This window comes from Myroides sp. C4067 (assembly GCF_038039665.1).
GTDB lineage: Bacteria > Bacteroidota > Bacteroidia > Flavobacteriales > Flavobacteriaceae > Flavobacterium > Flavobacterium odoratimimum.
The window spans coordinates 1-21,017 of the sequence record NZ_JBBPHJ010000039.1 but is presented as its reverse complement, the minus strand read 5'-3'; the positions used below and the strand labels follow the sequence as shown (position 1 = coordinate 21,017).

Sequence of the window (21,017 nt, the reverse complement as noted above, 5' to 3'; positions counted from 1 at the left end):
CTTTCTTTATAGAATCCCCAATCTCGTATGAGGTTGGGGATTTTTTTGTTTATATAGGTAGGTGTATTTTGTACTTATAAACGTTTTACTGGAAAAAGTATCGTTGTTTATAACAACTTTTAAAACTTGTTCTAAGACTATAAAAAAGAGCCCTAATAGGCTCTTATTCTTTTTGAAGATCATTTACTTTATCGAGTATGTATTCCATTTCATATCCTTTTCTATGTAGGAACCCAATTAGTTTTTGTGTTTTTTTATTTATGTCTTGATCTGTTAATGATTGCCAACGTTGTTCAGCTAGTTTATTTAGGGTTTCGAAGTACATATTATCATCTATTTCAGTTAGTGCTATTTTTATTAGGTTAGCTGATATTTTTCTGATTTTAAGTTCTCCAAGTATTCTATTTTTTCCCCATCCACTGATTCTATGTTTACCTCTTGCAAAACTACGAGCAAAGCGTTCTTCGTTTAGAAATTTATTGTTAATTAAATAAACTAGTATTTCATCGTGTAGATCAGAGGAAACTTTTAAATTGTATAATTTGGATATAACTTCAGTATGACATCTGTCTTGATAAGCACAAAAATGTTCTAATTTACTTTTTGCTTGTTCTAGTGTTATGGACATATTTTTGTTCTTTTTCAATTTACTTTATTCCTAGGCTTTTATGAGTATTGATTATAGCTTTTTTATTTTTATAATCAATCCAATCCTGTCCTTTTAATCTTCTCATGAAGTTATCAAAATATCTCATTACAGTAATATTATAGATTGCTTTTCCAAGGTTACTATATTTAGAAGGGAATGCTCTTAGACTCATAGATATACTTGGCGTAAGGTATTTCATATAGTGCCAATAACCTTCAGGCATATAAAGCATTTCTCCATGTTTTAGATTACAGATATATCCTTTTGCATATTTTAAAGCAGGCCATTTATCAAAATCAGGATTGTCAAAATCAATGTCTTCTCTGGATATTAATGCATGCGGTATTTTATACATATATTTTGTTTGGTCTGGTGAAAATAGCATACATTGCTTTTCTCCATTAAAATTGAAATGTAATATATTAGAATAATCAATATCAAAATGCATGAAGACTTTTGAGTTTGTTCCTCCAAAAAATAACATTGGAAGTTGTTTTACTAGACGAAGTCCTAGTTTTGGCCATTTAAAATCACTCTTAAGACTTGGAACTTCTTTCATTATATTATATAGAAAGATTCTATAATTTGTTGGGCCTTTTTCAAGTAGTTCTATGTAATCAGCCATCTTCATTGTTGCATGTGCTTCATTAAAACCATCTTTATGAGAAACAGGCCTATCATCATATAGTGGTACTATTTTTTCACCTGCTATTTCCTTTATATAATTTAAGCGCCATTTTTCGTAAGCAAGCCAATCTTCAGTTAAGTTTTCTATTACAACAGGAATCTGTTTTTTAAAATATTTTTCAATAAAGTCTTTTTCAGAGATAGAGTTTACCCTTTCTATTTCTTGAAGTTGTAATTTTTTCATGCTATTTTACATTAGTCTTTCTTTAAGTACTATCATAATAAATTTATGTAACCTCAAATTTAATAAATCATTATTGGTTTTTAATACTAGGTGCTTGTAAAATAAGCCTCGAGATAGCAAATTGATTTATTATCGACTAATGGTAAGTGATGGCATATTTAACAGTTGGTACAGTAAAATCTATTTGTAATAGTCGTATATTTAAAATAAAAATTATGAGTATAACTAAGAGTTATTTGTTAGAGTTAGGACATGAGTTAAATAGTACAAAGAAGATAGTAGCTTGTGTACCTAATGATAAATGGGGCTGGAAGCCTCATGAAAAGTCTATGAACTTAGGTGATTTGGCAAAGCATATTGTAGAATTAACAATTTGGACTGAGAATATCCTAACAAAGGATAGTTTGGATTTTCAAATAGATTACAAGCCTTTAGAAGCACAAACTACAGAAGAGTTGTTGGTTCTTTTAGACAAGTATGAAAAGGCTGTTATATCAGCTTTAAATATGTTTGATGAGGAAAAGTGGATGTCTGAATGGAAGTTAAAGTCAGGAGATCATATAATCGTTGCTATGCCAAAGGTTGGAGCTAATCGATTTATTGTAAATAACCATATTTATCACCATAGAGGACAATTATCAGTTTATTTGCGTTTATTAGATGTAGCTATTCCAGGAATGTATGGACCTTCAGCTGATGATGTTAAATAAATTATATAAATTAAAAAAGCCTAACTCAATGAGTTAGGCTTTTTTTGTGCCCGGAGTGGGAATCGAACCCACACTCCGAAGAACACGAGTTTGAGTCGTGCGCGTCTACCAATTCCGCCATCCGGGCTGATGACTTATTGTTTGTGAGTGCAAATGTAGATAAAAAAAATTAGGTACAAAGAAAAAATATAAAAAAAATCGTTTTCTCAATTTATATTTTATAAATTTGCACCGCTTAATAAAAACAGTTAAGCTCTAACTCGCAACATAACAACTAATTATATAATGTCATATTTCGAACCAGACGCTAAGATTTTTGCATGTGCTCAGAGCGTTGAGCTTGCTGAGAAAATTGCAAAAGCATACGGAGTAGAATTAGGAAAAGTAACTCTATCACATTACAGTGATGGGGAGTTTCAACCTTCTTTTGAAGAATCAATTAGAGGACGAAGAGTTTTCTTAGTATGTTCTACATTCCCGTCATCAGATAACCTGATGGAATTGTTACTAATGTGTGATGCTGCTAAACGTGCATCAGCAAGACATATTACAGCTGTAATTCCTTATTTTGGATGGGCTAGACAGGATAGAAAGGACAAACCAAGGGTTCCGATTGGAGCGAAATTAGTTGCTAAATTGCTTGAATCAGCAGGGGCAACACGTATCATGACAATGGATTTACATGCTGATCAAATCCAAGGATTCTTTGAAAAACCAGTGGATCATTTATATGCATCTACAATCTTTTTACCGTATGTAAAAAGTTTGAAACTTGATAATTTAACAATTGCGTCTCCTGATATGGGAGGATCTAAGAGAGCATATGCTTATTCTAAGTTCTTAGAATCAGATGTAGTAATTTGTTATAAACAACGTAAGCAAGCTAATGTTATAGATAAAATGGAGTTAATAGGAGATGTTACAGGACGTAACGTAATCTTAGTTGACGATATGATTGATACAGGAGGTACTTTAGCTAAAGCAGCTGATATGATGATGGAGCGTGGAGCATTAAGTGTTAGAGCTATATGCACACATGCTATTTTATCAGGAAGTGCTTATGAGAAAATAGAACAATCAGCTATTCAAGAATTAATCGTTACAGATTCAATTCCACTGAAGAAGCCTTGTGATAAAATAAGAGTATTAAGTTGTGCTCCATTATTTGCAGAAGTAATGCACAATGTACATGCTAACGAGTCTATTAGTAAGACTTTTGTAGTTTAGAATTTATTAATTTTTTAAATATATTTAAATGAAATCAATTACGATTAAAGGATCTGAAAGAGAAAGCGTAGGTAAAGTATCAACTAAAGCCTTACGTAATGCTGGAATGGTACCTTGCGTGTTATACGGAGGAACTGAAGCAGCTGTGCATTTTTCTGCTGAAGAAAAAGCATTCAAAAATTTAGTTTACACTCCAAACGTACACACAGTGGTAATTGAGTTGGAAGGTGGAAAAAAATTCAACGCTATCTTACAAGATATCCAATTCCACCCAGTAAGCGATAAAATCTTACACATCGATTTCTATCAATTACATGACGATAAAGAAATTACATTAGACGTACCAGTTAAAATCACTGGAAACTCTAAAGGAGTAATGGCTGGAGGGGTATTAAACCTAAACTTACGTAAATTAAAAGTTAAGGCTTTACCAGCTAACTTACCTGACTTCGTAGAAGTAAACATTTCTAACTTAGAAATGGGGAACAAATTATATGTTACTGATGTACCTGTTAACAATTACAAATTGTTACACACTGATAACACTGTAATCTGTCAAGTAAGAATTTCTCGTGCAGCTATGAAAGCAGCTCAAGAAGCAGCAAAAGCAGCAAAAGCTACTCCAAAGAAAAAATAATTCTTTTGAGAAGATATTTATTAGAAGCACCTGTGTTTACACAGGTGCTTTTTTTGTGCCTTAAAATAAGGTTACTTCTTTGCTTTAATGTACTTTTGTAACGCAATTAATTATGTCATTAATAGAAGGATGAAGAAATTTTTAATTATAGGACTTGGGAATATTGGTGCTGAGTATATCAACACACGTCATAATATCGGTTTTAAAGTTGTAGACGAAATAGCTAATGAGCTTGGAGGTGATTGGCAAACTGTGAAATTAGGAAGCTTAGCTGAAGTAAAGATAAAAGGAAGAACACTTTTATTATTAAAGCCTAATACATATATGAATTTAAGTGGTAAGGCAGTTCAGTATTGGATGGAGAAAGAAAAGATACCAGTAGAGAATATTTTAGTGATTACAGATGATTTAAATCTTGCTTTTGGAACAATAAGAATCAAACCAAAAGGATCTGATGGCGGACACAATGGATTAAAAAGTATTCAAGGTACTTTAAACTCTGCTGCATATCCTCGTTTTAGATTTGGTATCAGCGATGAATTTAAGAAAGGACAGCAAGTTGATTATGTTTTAGGGGTATGGGATGAGAAAGAGAAAGAACAGTTGCCAGAGCGTCTTAAAATGGCTTCTAAAGCCGTACAAGAGTTTGCTTTGGGAGGATTGAATAATGCTATGAATACTTATAACGGAAAGTAGATTAAGTAGAGCTTATAAAGTAAAAAAGGAGTTACTCATTGAGTAACTCCTTTTTTTATCATTATACCTGTGGTTTTACCACGTTGATATGTAATTCTTCTAATTGTTCTGGAGTGATAGTTGACGGAGCGTCAATCATTACATCTCTACCAGAGTTGTTTTTAGGGAATGCGATGAAGTCTCTAATCGTCTCTTGACCCCCTAAGATAGCTACTAATCTATCTAAACCAAAAGCTAAACCTCCATGAGGTGGTGCTCCATATTGGAATGCATTCATTAAGAAACCAAATTGTTTTTCAGCTTCTTCTTTGCTAAATCCAAGGTGTTTAAACATTAACTCTTGAGTAGCCTTATCGTGAATACGAATAGAACCTCCTCCGATTTCGTTACCGTTTAATACCATATCATAAGCATTAGCACGTACTTTACCTGGGTCAGTATCTAATAATGGAATATCTTCTACTTTAGGTGAAGTAAATGGGTGGTGCATAGCGAAGTAACGTCCAGCTTCTTCATCATATTCGAATAGAGGGAAGTCGATAACCCATAATGGTGCGAACTCATCAGACTTTCTTAATCCCATGCGATTACCTAATTCCATACGTAGAGCACTTAATTGAGCTCTTGTTTTATTCGCAGAACCTGAAAGTACTAAGATTAAGTCACCAGCTTTAGCACCAGTCACCTCAGCCCATTGTTTAAGATCTTCTTGATCATAGAATTTATCTACAGAAGACTTAAATGATCCATCAGCTTCACATTTACAGTACACCATACCAGAAGCACCTACTTGTGGGCGTTTTACCCAATCAATAAGAGCATCTATCTCTTTACGAGTGTATGAAGCAGCACCTGGTACAGCTATACCTACTACTAACTCTGCACTATTAAATACACCGAATTCTTTATGTTGAGCTACAGCATTTAACTCACCGAACTCCATCCCAAAACGGATATCTGGTTTGTCATTACCATATTTGCGCATTGCTTCTTCGAAAGTCATACGTGGGAACTTATCAACTTCAATTCCATGAACTGATTTTAATAAATGTCTAGTCATTCCTTCGAATGTATCCATAACGTCTTCTTGGTTTACGAATGCCATTTCACAGTCTATCTGAGTAAACTCAGGTTGTCTATCAGCACGTAAATCCTCGTCACGGAAACATTTTACTATTTGGAAGTATCTATCCATACCACCTACCATTAACAGCTGTTTGAACGTTTGTGGTGATTGTGGTAAAGCGTAGAATTCTCCAGTATTCATACGAGAAGGCACTACGAAGTCACGAGCTCCTTCAGGAGTAGAACTAATTAAGTAAGGAGTTTCTACCTCACAGAAATCTTGAGCAGAAAGATAATTTCTTACCTCTTGAGCTACCTTGTGTCTAAACAATAAATTGTTCTTCACTGGATTTCTTCGGATATCTAAGTAACGGTATTTCATACGGATATCTTCTCCACCATCAGTATCATCTTCGATAGTAAATGGAGGAACAGCAGATTCGTTTAATACTGTTAGCGTATCTACTAAAATCTCAATATCTCCAGTAGGGATATTTGGGTTTTTAGAAGCGCGCTCGATTACTTGTCCTTTTACTTGAATTACAAACTCTCGTCCTAGGTTTTTAGCTGCTTCGAATACTGCTTTATCAGTTCTCTCTGCATCAAAGATTAATTGTGTAATCCCGTAACGGTCACGTAAATCAACCCAAATCATAAAACCTTTATCGCGATGCTTGCTTACCCATCCTGATAGGGTAACTTCTGTATTTATATCCGAAGCTCTTAAGGCTCCGCAATTATGCGTTCTGTACATTGCTAAAAATTATTTCCTACAAATTTATAAACTTATTATGAATGATAGAATAAAAGCCAAAACAATATGTCTTAGATTTTATAAATATCTATTTTTAAGCTATTTCCCTTTTTTTCATTTTGATAAATACATAAGCCAATATCGCCCCACATAGTGCTAATCCTGCCCCTACCCATTCAGGAGAGTTGTATCCTAACCCCATGGTAATAGGTAGTCCTCCTAATGAAGCTCCTAATGCATTACCAATATTGAAGGATGCTTGTCCAGCTGAAGCAGCTAACATTTCAGAACCTTTCGCATTGTTGATTAATAACATCTGTAAAGGAGAACCGATTGTGAAAGCAACTAATCCAGTGATAAGAGACATCGCATAAGCCATCCATTGGATATGTACTGTGTAATATACAATAATTAAACAAGTTGCCATTGCACAGAAAGAGAAAATAACGGCTTTAGCAGGCGGGAAGGTATCGGCTAATTTTCCTCCTACGAAGTTTCCTAAGAACATACCTAACCCTACTAGGGTCATGACTAAAGGTATTTTTGCTTCTGATATTAAAGCGATATTAGTCATCATCGGTGCGATATAACTGATCCAAGCAAATAATCCTCCTGTACCAATAGAGATTAAGGCTACCAATACCCATGCAATAGGTGTTTTAAAGAAAGCGGTTTGTTTCTTTAGATTTGTCTCTTTGTCTGCTTCTAACTTAGGTATCCAAAATGCGATAGTGATAGCAGATACGATTCCTAAAGAAGCGATTAACATATAGGCTGTTCTCCATGAATACTCTTGTCCGATGTAGGTACTCAATGGCACTCCTACTAGATTAGCGGTAGTAAGCCCTGCGAACATGATGGCTACTGCTTGAGCCTCTTTTCCTTTTTGAGCTAATCGTGTTGCTACCACAGACCCTACCCCAAAGAATGCTCCATGAGGAAGTCCAGACATAAAACGAGAAATAATTAATGTTGTATAACTTGGAGACAATACGAATAGTAAGTGAAAGAATGAGAACATCACCATTAATGCTATCAATACTTTATGAGGAGCATATTTATTAGAAGACATGACCAATAATGGAGCCCCTACTACTACCCCTAATGCATAAGTAGAGATGAAGTTACCCGCTTTAGGTATGCTTATTTGTAAGTCTTTAGCGATGTCAGGTAGTAGTCCCATCATTGAGAATTCTGTCATTCCGATGGCTAGCCCACCTACAGCTAATGCTATTAAACTTTTGTTCATTGTTGTTTTACTGAGTTTGATTTTATGTACTATTATAATGTTTCTTTTCCTCTTTCGTATTGATTTGCCCATGCTAAACTCACACCTAGTTCATTAGCTGCTCTCATGACGAAATGAGGATCTCTTAGAAATTCTCTACCGAGTAAGATACAGTCAGCTTGATTGGCCTTCAGGATATCTTCTGCCTGTTGACCCGTTTTGATAAGACCTACTGTTCCTACTAATATATTGGTTTGTTGTTTTATAGCTTCAGCAAAAGGAACCTGATAATTAACCTCAACTTTTATTTGTTGATGTCTTACTAGCCCTCCTGTACTCACATCTATAAGTTCTACCCCTTTATCATATACTATTTTAGCGAGTTCTATACTTTCTTCTAGAGTCCAACCTCCATCAGCCCAGTCAGTGGCTGATATTCTTAACCACAGACTTTGTGTAGTCAAGACAGATTTAACAGCCTCTATGACTTCTAAGACTAATCTGATTCTATTCTCAAAAGTTCCTCCATACTCATCTGTACGCAGATTGGTTAAGGGAGATAAGAACTGATGTAGTAAGTAACCATGAGCACCGTGTAGCTCTATGATTTCATAGCCTGCTTTTACAGCGCGTTCAGCCCCTTGTCTAAAAGCATCTATTATTCTCTTTATCTCTGCAGTATCCATTGCTATCGGAAGGTTTTCTGCTTCGTTGAAGGCAATAGCTGATGGAGCTATAGTTTGCCACCCGTTCTCATTATTGGGAGCTATCTGCGCTCTATTTATCCATGGCTTGTCACAGCTAGCCTTTCTTCCTGCATGGGCTAACTGTATACCAGGTACAGTACCTTGACTTTTTATAAACTCCGTTATCTGCTTTAGTTTCACTATATGTTCATCAGACCATATTCCTAAATCAGCATAGGTTATTCTACCTTCAGGAGTCACAGCAGTCGCTTCTTGTACAATGGCAGCAGCTTTTCCTATCGCAAATTGACCATAGTGTACAAGGTGCCAATCACTCGCAAAACCATCTTTTGCAGAATACTGACACATAGGTGAAACAATGATTTTGTTGTGTAAAGTGTTGTCCCTTAGTTTTAAAGGAGAAAATAGAGTTTTCATAATTTGTGTGTTGTTTGGTGGTGCAAAATTATTAAATCCAAAATAGAATAGAAGGTCTTTTGTCCTAAAAGATATTTTCAGCAATAAAAGTTACAATAATTTGAGGAGTTCTTCTCAAGTAACCCTATATTTGTTATTTATAATTAATTTAAATAAAGACATAATGAGAATGACTTCTAAGGTTATTACTAGCACAGTACTAGCAGCCCTGCTTTTTGTAGGTTGTAAGAAAGAAAACACTAAAGCTTCTTCTGAAGAGACGATTACGATAGAGAATATGGGGAGATCAGTTAGTTTTAATAAAAAACTAGAGAATGTAGTTGTGTTCGACGTGGGAGCGATGGAGAATATGGCAGAATTAGGCATACCATTTAAGGGAATGGCTAAGGTATACAGCCCTAACTTCCTATCTAAATATGCAGATGATGAGAGTATTGTGAACGTAGGATCTTTTATGCAGCCTAACTATGAGTTAGTAAGTTCTGTAGATCCAGACCTGATCATTATGAGTAACTGGTTTGATAAAGATTACCCAGAGTTCGCTAAAATAGCACCTACGATCTCTTTAGGAATATCAGGAAGTAATTATTTAGCAAGTACAAAAGACAATCTGAAAACAATTGGTTCTGTCTTTCAAGTAGAAGATAAGGCAGATAAATTGATCGAAAATATTGATACAAAAGTAGCTGAGATGAAAGAAGTGATTAATAAGAGCGATGCTAAAGCTTTATTAATCCTGTATAACAATAAGAGTTATAGTGCCTTCGGAGAGGACTCTCGCTATGGATATATCTTTAATGATCTAGGAGTGAAGTCTGCAGCTGCTGGTCTAATGGGGGGAAGCGATCACGGTAATGTAGTATCTAGTGAGTTCGTACTAGAGCACAACCCTGATATTATCTTTATCATCGATAGAGGTGCTGTAATGGAAAATGTAAATGCGGATAAGAAAGAAGTAGAGAACCCATTGATCCAAAAGACTAATGCGTATAAGAATGGCAAGATTGTTTATCTAGATCCTAATGCATGGTATCTAGCAGGAGGAGGGTATATCTCTCTAAACATTATGTTAGATGAAGTAATGAAAGCGTACAAATAATAAAGTAAAAAGCTTCTCGAAAGAGAAGCTTTTTTTATGTCTATTGTTTTTTAACGAACAGATTACTTGCTATTTTTTTGGTGATAGTGATCGTATGGTCATCTACTCTGATGGTGTACGACTGATCAAAAGGCTCTATATCTAATATCTCTAGTTTTGATCCTAACGATATTTTCTGTTTATCTAAGTATTGTAAGAACTCCGTAGAAGAATCTTTCACCCCTACACATACCACTTCTTTATTAGCCTCTACCTCAGATAATAACTTCTTATCTATCTGTTTTATTTCTCCTTTTTCGTTAGGAATAGGGTCTCCATGAGGATCTTCTGTTGGGAATCCTAGAAATGCATCTAGTTTATTAATTAACTTTTCTGACTTTATATGTTCTAGTTCTTCTGCGACATCGTGAACTTCATCCCAATTAAATCCAAGTTTATCCACTAAGAATACCTCCCATAGTCTGTGCTTTCTCACGATCATCTTAGCAGCCATAACTCCCTTAGGAGTAAGTGTAACTCCTTGATACTTTTGATATTTAATCAGCTCCTTATCATTTAGCTTCTTTATCATATCTGTCACAGATGAGGCTTTAGTTTCGATTTTTGCAGCAATAGCATTAGTCGAAATTCCTTGAGTTTGCCCTAGTGATAAATGGAATATAGTTTTTAAATAATTCTCTTCTGAATAGGTAAGCATGGATTGTTTTTTTGTTTAAATACAAAGTTAGTGTTTTTTTAATTACAAATTAATTTTTAGCTTTGCCTAAATTTAATTAAAAGCCATGTGTAAAAGTATTTTTAAACTTGTAACAATAAATATTTTTCTTTGTCTCTTTTTTGCATTGAATTCCTATGCTCAAAATATCAAAGGAAAAGTTCTTTCTAATGGTACTGTGCTTTCTTATGCTACAGTTACCTTAGTAGGGACAGATAAGGGAGTAGTCACTGATGAGCAAGGTGGTTTTACTTTCGAGTCAGTAAAAGAAGGAACCTATACTGTGAAGGCAGACTTCGTAGGTTTTGCAGCTCAGACTAAAAAGGTAACTGTAAAAGGAACTCAGACCAGTACAGTATCTTTCGACCTAAAAGAAGATGCTAATCTAGATGAGATCGTTATCTCGGGTACACTGAAGCCTGTGCTAAAGTCAGAAGCAGTAGTACCTGTAGAGATATATACGCCAGCATTCTTTGAGAAGAATCCTACTGCTAGTTTATTTGACGCTGTACAGATGATTAACGGAGTACAACCTCAACTAAACTGTAATGTATGTAATACAGGTGACATTCATATCAATGGTATGGAAGGACCATATACTATGATCCTTATAGACGGTATGCCTATCGTATCTTCTCTATCGACTGTATACGGGCTATTCGGTATCCCAACGAATATGATCGAGAGAGTAGAAGTAGTTAAGGGACCAGCCTCTTCACTATACGGAACAGAAGCGATGGGTGGTATTATCAACGTGATTACTAAAGATCCAGAGCACGCAGCGAAGTTAAGCGTAGATGCGTTCAGCACGACTTGGTTAGAGAATAATATCGATTTAGGAGCTAGTTATAAACTAGGGAATAAAGTAAAAGGACTTTTCGGAGGGAACTACTTTAAGTTCGGAGAACGAAAAGATAAAAACGGGGATGGTTTTACAGACGTAACACAACAAGACAGAGTATCTTTATTCAATAAAGTATCTCTAAAGAGAAAGGATGATAAAGTAGCTAGTCTTGCACTGCGCTATGTATATGAAGACAGATGGGGAGGAGAGACTAACTGGAAGCGCAAGCAACACCGCGGAGGAGAAGATGTATACGCAGAGAGCATCTTCACTAACCGTTTCGAAGCGATAGGGATGTACCAGCTACCGACTACAGAGAATATCTATACACAGTTCTCTTATATCTATCACAAGCAGAACTCTATGTATGGACCAGAGTCTTATGATGCGAAACAGCAAGTCGCTTTCGCTCAAGCTTATTGGGATAAGACCTTAGGAAACCACAGTCTTTTACTAGGTTCGTCATTTAAGTACACTTATTATGATGACAATACTTGTGCTACGGGTATCTATGATGAGAACGGATTAGTAAAGAATCAACCAGAAGAAACACCGATACCAGGTATCTTCATCCAAGATGAATGGACGCTTAATAAAAAGAATAAATTATTATTAGGATACCGTTTTGACTATGATAAGACCCATAAAGGGATTCACTCTCCACGAGTAGGGTATAAGTACACACCTCATCCGCACCATACCTTAAGAGGAAGTTTTGGTACAGGGTTCCGTGTAGTGAATGTCTTCACAGAAGATCACAGAGCGTTATCAGGAGCTAGAGAAGTAGTATTCGCTGAGAAACTAGACCCAGAGAAATCATACAATGCTAATATCAACTATACAGTGAAAGTACCTTCTAATTTCGGAGTGTTTAATTTCGACTTGAACGGGTTTTATACTTATTTCACGAATAAGATTGATGCAGATACAGATACAGACCAGACTAAGATTATCTATGCTAACCTAGATGGGCATGCTATCTCTAAAGGAGTATCTCTTAACGTAGATGTGACATTTGACTTCCCACTGAAGTTGATGGCAGGAGCTACTTATATGGATGTATTCAGAAAAGAGGATGGAGTACGTGAGCAAATATATCACTCTCCTAAATGGTCAGGTAACTTTATCGCAAGCTATAACTTCGGTAGTGGATTCACAGCAGATTTGACATCAGACTGGAAGGGACCGATGAGATTGCCACGCGTAGAGAATGACTATCGACCAGAGTACTCACCATGGACAGTATTAGCGAATATCCAAGTGGCTAAGAAGTTTAACAACGGATTCGAAGTATATGGAGGAGTGAAGAACTTATTCAACACGCTACCAAAAGAAGACCCGATCTCTAGATGGTGGGATCCATTCGGAGAGCCAGGTAATGGTGTAGCACCACCTCCAGGTAGAAATGATGTAATCTTCGAACCAAACGATTATAGTTATACCCCATTACAAGGGATAAGAGGATTCTTAGGAGTGAGATATAACATTTTTTAGTTAGCACATAAGCAGAATGACGAGATTTTATTTTTTTTTCATGTTTAGTTATTTCTTTGGGTTAGCACTCCATGCTCAACCCAAAGAGATAATGTTTTCGGAGTTAGAGCAAGTGATGGCTACTGACCCTAAACCCGTTGTCGTATTTATGCATACAGACTGGTGTAGCTATTGTACTCTGATGGAAAAGAAGACGTTGAACAATGATAAAGTGATGCAGAAGTTAGATGAAGATTTTTATTTCATCTCTTTTAATGCAGAACAAGAGGAAGCTATAGAGTATAAAGGAAAGCGCTATGAGCTGAGAAAGATTGGTGTCCATGCGAAGCAGCACGAGTTAGCAAAAGAATTAGCTCAGTCTAATGCTTATCCAGCTGTTATATTTCTGAATGAGAAACTAGAGATCATGTATAGACATTTTGCGTATGTACGATCTAATGATATGTATAAATTACTGAATGCTATAAAACCTTCTTAGCATTTAGAATAATAAGACTAGATACAGTACAGAACGTTAAGCGTATATGTATTGGCGATTTAATAGTTGCAGTACTAGTACATCTGTACGTATACATTTGTATTAGATACATAGTTAGTTAGAATTATGTTGCAGGCCTTACACAGTATATTATTGTGTAAGGCCTTTTTTTGTTTAGTAATGTTAGATATGCTGTACACTGTATAATAGGTATTACTCCTAATTCTCTTTTTGCTTTCTTACTTACATAAAGCCATTTTGGTGTAGTTGATTCCGATTTGATTTCGATATGCTAGGCTAGTGGTCGGCTTATTTATGGTGTTTTTAAGCCGACCAAATGCCCATCACAAGCCGACCAAAAGCCGACCACCCTATTTAGAAACATAAAAAAGACTATTTTTTGATTGTTTTGTCGGGTCTAATAGGATTGGAAATGTTGTTTTTTTATTGAGATTAATGAATATTGTATGAGGTAGGAGTTTACTAGTGTATATAATATTGAGTAGATAAGGCATTGATCATACCGACAAGGACTTTAGAAAACAAAAAAAGGAGTGATAAGCATCACTCCTTTATATAGAACTCGGTTTATTATTATTTTTCTAAAGCTACTTCTTGTGCTTTTACATAGCTTTCTATTAATGCTTGGTAGTTAGGCATTACAGAAGACATTCCCTTAGCATATACAGCCGCATCTTTATGTCTCCATGTTTTTAGGATTTCACTTAATACAGCAGTCGTTGTGATAGGAATTACTCCAGCCATCATCAGTCTATTCATCGTTACTTGTGTAGACATTGGACTCATATCACCAGAAGCATCGATAACAGCGAATACTTCAAACCCTTCTGCAGCAGCTGAGATAGCTGGGAAAGCCACACATACACTTGTCAGTACTCCTGCGATCACTAGTTTTTTCTTTCCTGTAGCTCTTACTGCATCTGCAAACTCCTTCGTATCCCATGCGTTTACTTCTCCATTTCTACCTATGTATTGTGCATGAGGAGCTAGTTGGTGAATCTCTGGCATTAGTGGTCCATTAGGTCCTTTTGGCTCAGATGCTGTTGTGATTACTGGGATGTTCTCCACGGCAGCGATTTCTGCTAATACTTTTACATTTTCTCTAAGTGTAGCTACTTCGATATCTTTTACCGTTTGGAATAGTCCACTCTGGTGATCGATTAATAAAAATGCTACGTCGTCTGCGTTGATACGTGTTAACTTGTTCATGGTAATTTATATTTTAATTAATTTTCTGTATCAAAAATACATTGATACTTAGCTAAGTACACTTAATCTAAATTAAGAAGAGATTGAGTGCATCGCTTTGTTGATAAGGGATAAAGACTGTTTAGGTATTCAGATTAGCTTATATACCTTTATTATTTTAATTAAAAACTAAACATTTAGTTTGATAACTAATAAAATAGTTATATGTTTGTGTATATCAAATCAGTATTATGGAAAAATTGACCAATAAAGAAGAAGAGATTATGTGCATCCTTTGGAAGTTAGAAAAGGGATTTGTGAATGATATTCTAGAGCACATGCCAGAGCCTAAGCCACATTATAATACACTCTCTACGCTAGTGCGTATATTAGAAGAAAAAGGGGTAGTGTCTTATAAAGCTTATGGCAAGTCACATCAGTATTATCCTCTGGTAAAGAAAGAGGATTATCGAAAGATGTTTATGGAAGAGACTATGGAGAAGTACTTTGATAATTCGTTTAGTAATCTAGTGAGTTTCTTCGTGAAGGATAAGAAATTATCTAAGACAGAGCTAGAGGAACTAATGGATATTATAGAAAAGAATAAAAAATAGTTTGATTATCAACCAACCAATCAACTGAATTATGACACCTATTCTTATATATATATTGAAGGTAAATGGGCTACTGCTGGTAGTGTATTTATGCTATAAACTGTTTTTACAGAAAGAGACGTACGTCAAGACGAATCGATTGTATTTTATAAGTGGTATTTTTTTGAGTCTAATACTGCCTTTGCTAACTTATACGAAGGTAGAAACGATAAACTTAGCGCCAATGTCTCTCCCGATTATGGATGTAATGGAGGATGTGGAGCTAGTACAAGAGAAGAGTCTATGGACGATGAATGATGTATACCAATACACATCTTATCTTTATTTAACGATCACGCTGTTGAGTCTTTTGTGGTTTGGGTATAAACTGATTAAGTTAACTAGACGTATTAGTAATATGCCTAAGACGGCTATTCATCAGAATATACGAGTAGATAGATCGAGTAGTGATGCTTATTCTTTTCTACACTATATCGTGTTACCTAAAGATTATGAAGAGCTGAGCCAGCTAGAGATAGTACTACTCCATGAGGAAGTACACGTCCATCAGAAGCACAGCTTAGATCTTATCCTCGTGGAGGGGTTAAAACACGTATTCTGGTTTAATCCGATGATACGACTACTACAGAAAGAGGTAAACCTAAATCTAGAGTATATTGTAGATCAAGAGATTGCGAAACGAGAGGATAGCTATACGTATCAGCGTGCACTTGTACTATACGAATCTAATAAGATAGCGTGTGTACCTGTGGTGAATACTTTTGGCTCTTCAGATCTGAAGAAGCGTATATTAATGCTTAACAACCCAAAATCAACTAATATGAAACGTTTAAAATTATTATTAATCACTCCTGTATTAGCAGGGTTCTTTTTCCTCTTTCAGATAGAGGTAAAAGCGAAGTATATAGAGAGTCCAGCTTTTGAAGAAGATCATGTAGAAGACACTTTATTAGATGAGTATACAAGTATGACTACTGAAGTAGAAGAGGATCAACTAGATCAATCTGGTAAAAAGAAGGCTCCTAGTCATGATGATATGGCAGCAATAGCGGAAGAAGCTATAAGAATAGGAGAGGAAGCGTCTAGACTAGTGGATGAAAGTGAGCGTATAAGAGAAGAGGCGGAGCGCGTAAGTAAAGAGATACTAGAAGAGAGAAAAGTAATTCTAGCTAAGGCGGAGGAGATGAGAAAAGTGAATTTAGCTAAAACAGATCGTGAACGAAAAGAAATTCTGGCTAAAGTAGAGAAGATAAAAAAAGAAAGCTTAAGTAAAGCAGAAGAAGCACGAAAAGTCGCTTTAAAAACACGAGAAGAAAGTCTAGCTAAAGCTGGGATAGCTCGAGCCAATGCAATAACAGAAGTGAAGAATAGAGAATGGAAAGTTAAAGCAAACAAAGTTGAAATTGATTTTTCAGAAGATACGGTAATAGATGGTGAGAATGTAGTTATCATTAAATCAGGTAAACGCAGTAAAGGAGAGTTTGTGTATTATGTAAACGGAAAGCTGTATGATGAGAGTAATAAACATGAAGCAGAAGCGCTAGTAGAGAAGTATGGTGCTAAAGGTGTACGTGTTTATAGTAGAGCAGCTGCAGCTGACGAACTTGGCTATACGGGTAATGGTAGTGTGTTTGGCTTTACATTAATGACAGATGAGGATCGTGCGAATGAAGCTAGAGTAGAAGCCTTAACTAAAAAATATAAAGAAAAAGTCATCAAGGATATGACTCAAGTACAGAATAGTGACTATAAAGGATTAGTGTATATCAATGGTGTGAAGAAGTCTGCTGAAGATCTAAAAAATATACGCACAGATAAAATGGTGTCAATGGATGTATTTAAAGGAGATGCAGCAGTCAAAAAATATGGTGAAGAAGGAAGAGAAGGTGTTATCCTAATACGTGTAAAACCTTAAGTGAGATTCTTATATAAGATTATGTTAGCGAGTAATTAACCTCATCATATTGATGAGGTTAATTTTTTTAATATAAATAGTATTAATGTTATGTTAATTAAACTTATTTTTCTTTATTATATTTGCATTAAAATATTTTAATATGAAAAGAAATTTACTTGTAATGTGTCTATCACTTGCGACAATGGCAGGAGCCTTTGCTCAGAAATTAGTGATTAAGAAAAGTGTTGTTTATGTAGATAAAACTACTGATCCTTTAGCGAGTATTGAGAAGGTAGATAGTAATACCTATATATATAAGAACCCTCAAGGAGAAAATGTATTTAAGTTGGAGGATATTAATGTAAATACTAGAGTAGCTACTTCATTTCATGTAGTGAATGTGACAGACTTACGTAATAATAAGAGTAATAATATACCTTTTGAGAGTTTATCTTTTGCTTTTGGTAATGAGACTGTATTATTTGCATTAATTTCTAAAGGACAATATAAGTTGATTAATGACAAAGGAATAGACTATACTGTTTTAGACGCTTTAATGGATGAACCTAAACAAGATGTGATGAGTAGAGTTAATATGATTAATGACTCAGTACAAGCTGTTATTGATAAGGGGATTGCTATCATGGCAGAAAAGAAAATTAGAATAGCTGCTGACAATAAGATTTTTAGTGATAATACGGAAATAGGGAATGTGGTTTTTAAGACAACCAAAGATAATGGGACTATCTATGCATTCTTTAATAAAAAGACAAAAACAACTATTGGATATTGGTCAAGCTTTAAAGAAAAAATTAATATGGGGGATTTGTATAGAGCTGAGAGTCCTGCATATATGTTATTTACTTATGATAATCAACGTTTCAGAGTATATCAGATGTCTAATAATGGTGTAAAAACACCTTTTTCTCAAGAATTATTAGCTATTATGTATGCTAATGGTATTGACTTTGAAAATGTAAGTGATGAAACTATTAAAGTTTTAAGTGATAAGTTAGCAGAAGAAAAGAGAATAGCTAAAGAAAATGATGTAAATATTAGAAGAGAGAAAGGATTCTTAATCGATGGAAAAGGTGAGAGAGTAGAGGGTGAGATTTCTATCGCTTTTGATAATACTGATATGCTGGAGAATGATATTTTTGGTGGATCTGGTAATATAGCTGATATTTCAAGCTATGGTAATAAAGTTTTCGTTTATGCTGAAAATGCAAAAGGTAAGTTTAAGTCAACTAGTTATAAGGCTAGTGATAATGTTAAGTTTGAAGTTACTTTAGCTAAAGATGGTAAAGTAGAGCGCTATGAAGGATTTAATTATGACATTGCAAATAAGACTATGGGATTTTTAAATAAATTAGCTAGTGGGGCTACTTTCTTTAAACATATATATGGAAATAATAAACTCGAATTATTCTACAGCCCTACAGAGAAGTTTTATACTATAAAATTAAAAGATGTTAAGAATGGTTTTGCGACAACTAGAAGTGATCAAGATAAACTTATAGCAGCTATTAAAGCTTATCTAGGATGTGAATCAATTAATTTAGAAGGAATTGATTTGTTTAGCCTAGAAGGATTAAAACAATTAGTAGATAAGTACGATACTCAATGTAACTAGCCATTATAAATTAAGAATAAAAAAAGCCCAAGTCTAATTTTAAGCTTGGGCTTTATTATTTTATGTAATGTATCTATCTAGAAAATACGTTTAATCACGTGGAATATTTGGTATACGCTATTAATAGGGTATTCAAATGGTTCGTATATTTTATTACGGCTAGATAAGGTGATGACACCTTTTTTCTCGTCATAGTTCGTAATGTCTTTTAAGAAGGTAGCATCCTTAGTGATGACGATAAACCCATAAGTCGTGTTTCTAAAACCGCCTTCCCATAGGTGGCGTCCTACTTCACGTCCTAGTACTTCTGCTCCATCAGGGGTATCTTCTATGTTTCCTCCATTCATAGAGTCTCCTACTACATCAAATGCCTTGTAATGACCAAGCCCGAACTTATCTACTCTGAACTGTACTGTGTCAAACTCTTGTATAAGCTGTGCGTCATCCTGATAACAGGTAATATAAGAAGCATGAGCTGATGAAGGGATCTTCAGTACCTCTATATAGATACGCCCATCAGGGTAGAAGGTAAACTTGTTTCCGTGGTTATTATACATAATCTCAGGTACAGTATCCTTCGTGATATTAGTCGCTTCGAAGTTATATAGCTCCTGAGTAGGAGTATCTCCTGTTAGCTCTTGTATCGCTGGAGATGTATGTGATGTTAATAACATACTTCCTTCTCCTGTTAGTAACCAATGTTTGCTCAAGCTTAGGGCAAATTTGGTAAGATTTTCTATAAAGTTATCACTGATGTTTACACGTCCATTTACTATCTGAGAGAAAGAAGACTTAGTATACCCTAGTTTTTGTGCTAGATCTGTTTGGTTCTTCGCTAATCCCTCAAAGAAAATCCACTTGATGGCATCGTTTACGCGTTGAATTCTATCCATAATAGTAATGATATTTAAAAAACTTTGTTTCTAATTGTTTTTATAATCGAAACTTTGTTTATATATTTGTAAAAGTAATAGGAACAAAATTAGTCAAAAAAAGCATAGGTAGCTAATTTTAAAGGGATAAACTGAAATAATAACGGTAGAATACTTCGACAGATGCAAGTAAGATATTCTAAATAAGCAGTAAACTCTCCTTTATAATACGAACGATGTTTATATTTTGGGTATGTCTTGTTCGATATATCAATACCAAAAATAAATTGTTATGAAAGCAGTGATGAGTACATCAACCGTATTTGAAGCAGGAGAGCCAGCTATTCTGACTTTAAAAGAGAAACAAAGCATAGAGCGTGAACTGTATCTATACAGCGCTTTATACAGAACGAATGGTACTGGATACTTTACCTCAGGGGAGCGTATCTGTATAAACCAAGAGAGAGGGTATCACCTGAGCGTAGGTGGAGAAGAAGAGCTAAAGCCTTATCAAATATCTAGTGAATTAGAAGAAAAAATAGCTAGGTTAAGAGATAGAAGGTAGTGGATAAGGAATAAGTGATTGTAAATAAAGTTTCGATTATTAAGTTGTTTTATCATTAAAAATAAAAGTTATGACAAAAAGAGTAGCAGGTAGTCAATTAAATAAGTTGAGAAGATATAAACTGATCTTGGATTTATATAACCAATACAAGACAGAAGACATCCCAGTGACGGTGGTATGGAAGAAATATATCTGTCCTGTGTATCCTATCTCTCGTACGACTCTATATGAGGTGCTGAATACGCCAGTGTATAAGGAACTCGCAAAAATAGAAGCAACCATGAAAGACCTAGATTAGAGTTATCAACAGTGTTTATAAGATGTGAACAGAGTTGTTCAGTCTCTTGACAACAAATAGGTTATGGTGTTGATAAGTGAGATCTTTGTAGTGTAATAATCAGGTTATCAACAGTGATTATAGGAAGTGAACAGAAGTGTTCAGTTACTTAACAGAAAGTTGAGATGAGGTAGTAAAAGAGCGACCTTTGTAGAGTAGAAATGCAGAAATAAAGAGTGTTTCTTAAGACTGAACAGAAGTGCTCAGTTGCTTGACAGAAAGTTGAGTTAGGGTAGTAAAAGAACGACCTTTGTAGAGTAGAAATGCAGAAATAAAGAGTGTTTCTTAAGACTGAACAG

20 protein-coding genes and 1 tRNA gene are annotated in these 21,017 nt (G+C 35.0%); 12 read left to right on the top strand and 9 right to left on the bottom strand.

Annotated features, from left to right (window positions below; all coding sequences use genetic code 11):
* Positions 1 to 163 precede the first annotated feature (163 nt).
* Entirely contained in the window at positions 164 to 628 is a 465-nt protein-coding gene (locus AABL87_RS16820; RefSeq protein ID WP_006262419.1) for a regulatory protein RecX, read from the bottom strand.
* A gap of 19 nt (positions 629 to 647) precedes the next feature.
* Positions 648 to 1,520 carry a cupin-like domain-containing protein gene (locus tag AABL87_RS16815; RefSeq protein WP_016650233.1) on the bottom strand — a complete coding sequence of 291 codons (873 nt, stop codon included), beginning with the start codon at positions 1,518 to 1,520 and terminating at the stop codon, positions 648 to 650.
* 215 nt (positions 1,521 to 1,735) lie between these two features.
* Between AABL87_RS16815 and AABL87_RS16810 the strand changes: the two genes are divergently transcribed.
* Entirely contained in the window at positions 1,736 to 2,230 is a 495-nt protein-coding gene (locus tag AABL87_RS16810; protein WP_006259933.1) for a DinB family protein, read from the top strand.
* A gap of 47 nt (positions 2,231 to 2,277) precedes the next feature.
* Here AABL87_RS16810 and AABL87_RS16805 read toward each other — a convergent pair.
* Positions 2,278 to 2,357: transfer RNA gene (locus tag AABL87_RS16805), tRNA-Leu, on the bottom strand.
* A gap of 158 nt (positions 2,358 to 2,515) precedes the next feature.
* Between AABL87_RS16805 and AABL87_RS16800 the strand changes: the two genes are divergently transcribed.
* The 3 genes from AABL87_RS16800 to pth all read left to right on the top strand — a co-directional run bounded on the left by AABL87_RS16800 (position 2,516) and on the right by pth (position 4,790).
* Positions 2,516 to 3,457, top strand: coding sequence for a ribose-phosphate pyrophosphokinase (locus tag AABL87_RS16800; RefSeq protein WP_006259932.1), 942 nt, complete (start codon positions 2,516 to 2,518; stop codon positions 3,455 to 3,457).
* Positions 3,458 to 3,485: 28 nt separating this feature from the next.
* The gene (locus AABL87_RS16795; RefSeq protein ID WP_006259931.1) at positions 3,486 to 4,094 is read left to right on the top strand and encodes a 50S ribosomal protein L25/general stress protein Ctc; all 609 of its coding nucleotides are present in this window, start codon (positions 3,486 to 3,488) and stop codon (positions 4,092 to 4,094) included.
* A gap of 129 nt (positions 4,095 to 4,223) precedes the next feature.
* Positions 4,224 to 4,790: an aminoacyl-tRNA hydrolase gene (gene pth / locus AABL87_RS16790; protein ID WP_006259930.1), complete on the top strand. Its 567-nt coding sequence runs from the start codon at positions 4,224 to 4,226 to the stop codon at positions 4,788 to 4,790.
* Between the two features lie 61 nt (positions 4,791 to 4,851).
* Here the strand turns inward: pth and aspS are convergent, their stop codons facing one another.
* The 3 genes from aspS to AABL87_RS16775 form a co-directional block, all read right to left on the bottom strand.
* On the bottom strand, positions 4,852 to 6,609 hold the full coding sequence (gene aspS / locus AABL87_RS16785) for an aspartate--tRNA ligase (RefSeq protein ID WP_006266693.1): 1,758 nt from the start codon (positions 6,607 to 6,609) through the stop codon (positions 4,852 to 4,854).
* 94 nt (positions 6,610 to 6,703) lie between these two features.
* Positions 6,704 to 7,858, bottom strand: a complete 1,155-nt coding sequence (locus AABL87_RS16780) for an MFS transporter (RefSeq protein ID WP_006262415.1) — start codon at positions 7,856 to 7,858, stop codon at positions 6,704 to 6,706.
* A gap of 32 nt (positions 7,859 to 7,890) precedes the next feature.
* Positions 7,891 to 8,961 carry an NADH:flavin oxidoreductase/NADH oxidase gene (locus AABL87_RS16775; protein ID WP_341277640.1) on the bottom strand — a complete coding sequence of 357 codons (1,071 nt, stop codon included), beginning with the start codon at positions 8,959 to 8,961 and terminating at the stop codon, positions 7,891 to 7,893.
* A gap of 169 nt (positions 8,962 to 9,130) precedes the next feature.
* Between AABL87_RS16775 and AABL87_RS16770 the strand changes: the two genes are divergently transcribed.
* On the top strand, positions 9,131 to 10,060 hold the full coding sequence (locus tag AABL87_RS16770; protein ID WP_006259926.1) for a siderophore ABC transporter substrate-binding protein: 930 nt from the start codon (positions 9,131 to 9,133) through the stop codon (positions 10,058 to 10,060).
* 40 nt (positions 10,061 to 10,100) lie between these two features.
* Here AABL87_RS16770 and AABL87_RS16765 read toward each other — a convergent pair whose 3' ends face one another.
* Entirely contained in the window at positions 10,101 to 10,757 is a 657-nt protein-coding gene (locus AABL87_RS16765; RefSeq protein WP_006262412.1) for a metal-dependent transcriptional regulator, read from the bottom strand.
* 85 nt (positions 10,758 to 10,842) lie between these two features.
* Here AABL87_RS16765 and AABL87_RS16760 point away from each other — a divergent pair, with 85 nt between their 5' ends.
* Positions 10,843 to 13,113 (top strand): TonB-dependent receptor, encoded by a 2,271-nt coding sequence (locus tag AABL87_RS16760; protein ID WP_341277639.1) that lies wholly within the window; start codon positions 10,843 to 10,845, stop codon positions 13,111 to 13,113.
* A 40-nt stretch (positions 13,114 to 13,153) separates the two neighbouring features.
* Positions 13,154 to 13,591 carry a thioredoxin family protein gene (locus AABL87_RS16755; RefSeq protein ID WP_341277638.1) on the top strand — a complete coding sequence of 146 codons (438 nt, stop codon included), beginning with the start codon at positions 13,154 to 13,156 and terminating at the stop codon, positions 13,589 to 13,591.
* A 594-nt stretch (positions 13,592 to 14,185) separates the two neighbouring features.
* On the opposite strand, the gene AABL87_RS16750 is transcribed toward AABL87_RS16755, so the two are convergent.
* Positions 14,186 to 14,821, bottom strand: a complete 636-nt coding sequence (locus AABL87_RS16750; protein ID WP_071306989.1) for an isochorismatase family protein — start codon at positions 14,819 to 14,821, stop codon at positions 14,186 to 14,188.
* A 230-nt stretch (positions 14,822 to 15,051) separates the two neighbouring features.
* On the opposite strand from AABL87_RS16750, the gene AABL87_RS16745 reads away from it, so the two are divergent.
* From AABL87_RS16745 to AABL87_RS16735, 3 genes are all read left to right on the top strand, one after another.
* Positions 15,052 to 15,414: a BlaI/MecI/CopY family transcriptional regulator gene (locus AABL87_RS16745; protein WP_006259921.1), complete on the top strand. Its 363-nt coding sequence runs from the start codon at positions 15,052 to 15,054 to the stop codon at positions 15,412 to 15,414.
* Between the two features lie 163 nt (positions 15,415 to 15,577).
* Positions 15,578 to 17,329 (top strand): M56 family metallopeptidase, encoded by a 1,752-nt coding sequence (locus tag AABL87_RS16740; protein ID WP_244153994.1) that lies wholly within the window; start codon positions 15,578 to 15,580, stop codon positions 17,327 to 17,329.
* Between the two features lie 142 nt (positions 17,330 to 17,471).
* Positions 17,472 to 18,944, top strand: a complete 1,473-nt coding sequence (locus tag AABL87_RS16735; protein WP_006259919.1) for a hypothetical protein — start codon at positions 17,472 to 17,474, stop codon at positions 18,942 to 18,944.
* A 77-nt stretch (positions 18,945 to 19,021) separates the two neighbouring features.
* Here the strand turns inward: AABL87_RS16735 and AABL87_RS16730 are convergent, their stop codons facing one another.
* Positions 19,022 to 19,837, bottom strand: coding sequence for an XRE family transcriptional regulator (locus AABL87_RS16730; RefSeq protein ID WP_006259918.1), 816 nt, complete (start codon positions 19,835 to 19,837; stop codon positions 19,022 to 19,024).
* A 271-nt stretch (positions 19,838 to 20,108) separates the two neighbouring features.
* Between AABL87_RS16730 and AABL87_RS16725 the strand changes: the two genes are divergently transcribed.
* Positions 20,109 to 20,381, top strand: a complete 273-nt coding sequence (locus tag AABL87_RS16725) for a hypothetical protein (RefSeq protein ID WP_006259917.1) — start codon at positions 20,109 to 20,111, stop codon at positions 20,379 to 20,381.
* 70 nt (positions 20,382 to 20,451) lie between these two features.
* Positions 20,452 to 20,679 (top strand): hypothetical protein, encoded by a 228-nt coding sequence (locus tag AABL87_RS16720; protein WP_006259916.1) that lies wholly within the window; start codon positions 20,452 to 20,454, stop codon positions 20,677 to 20,679.
* The last annotated feature ends 338 nt before the right edge of the window (positions 20,680 to 21,017 follow it).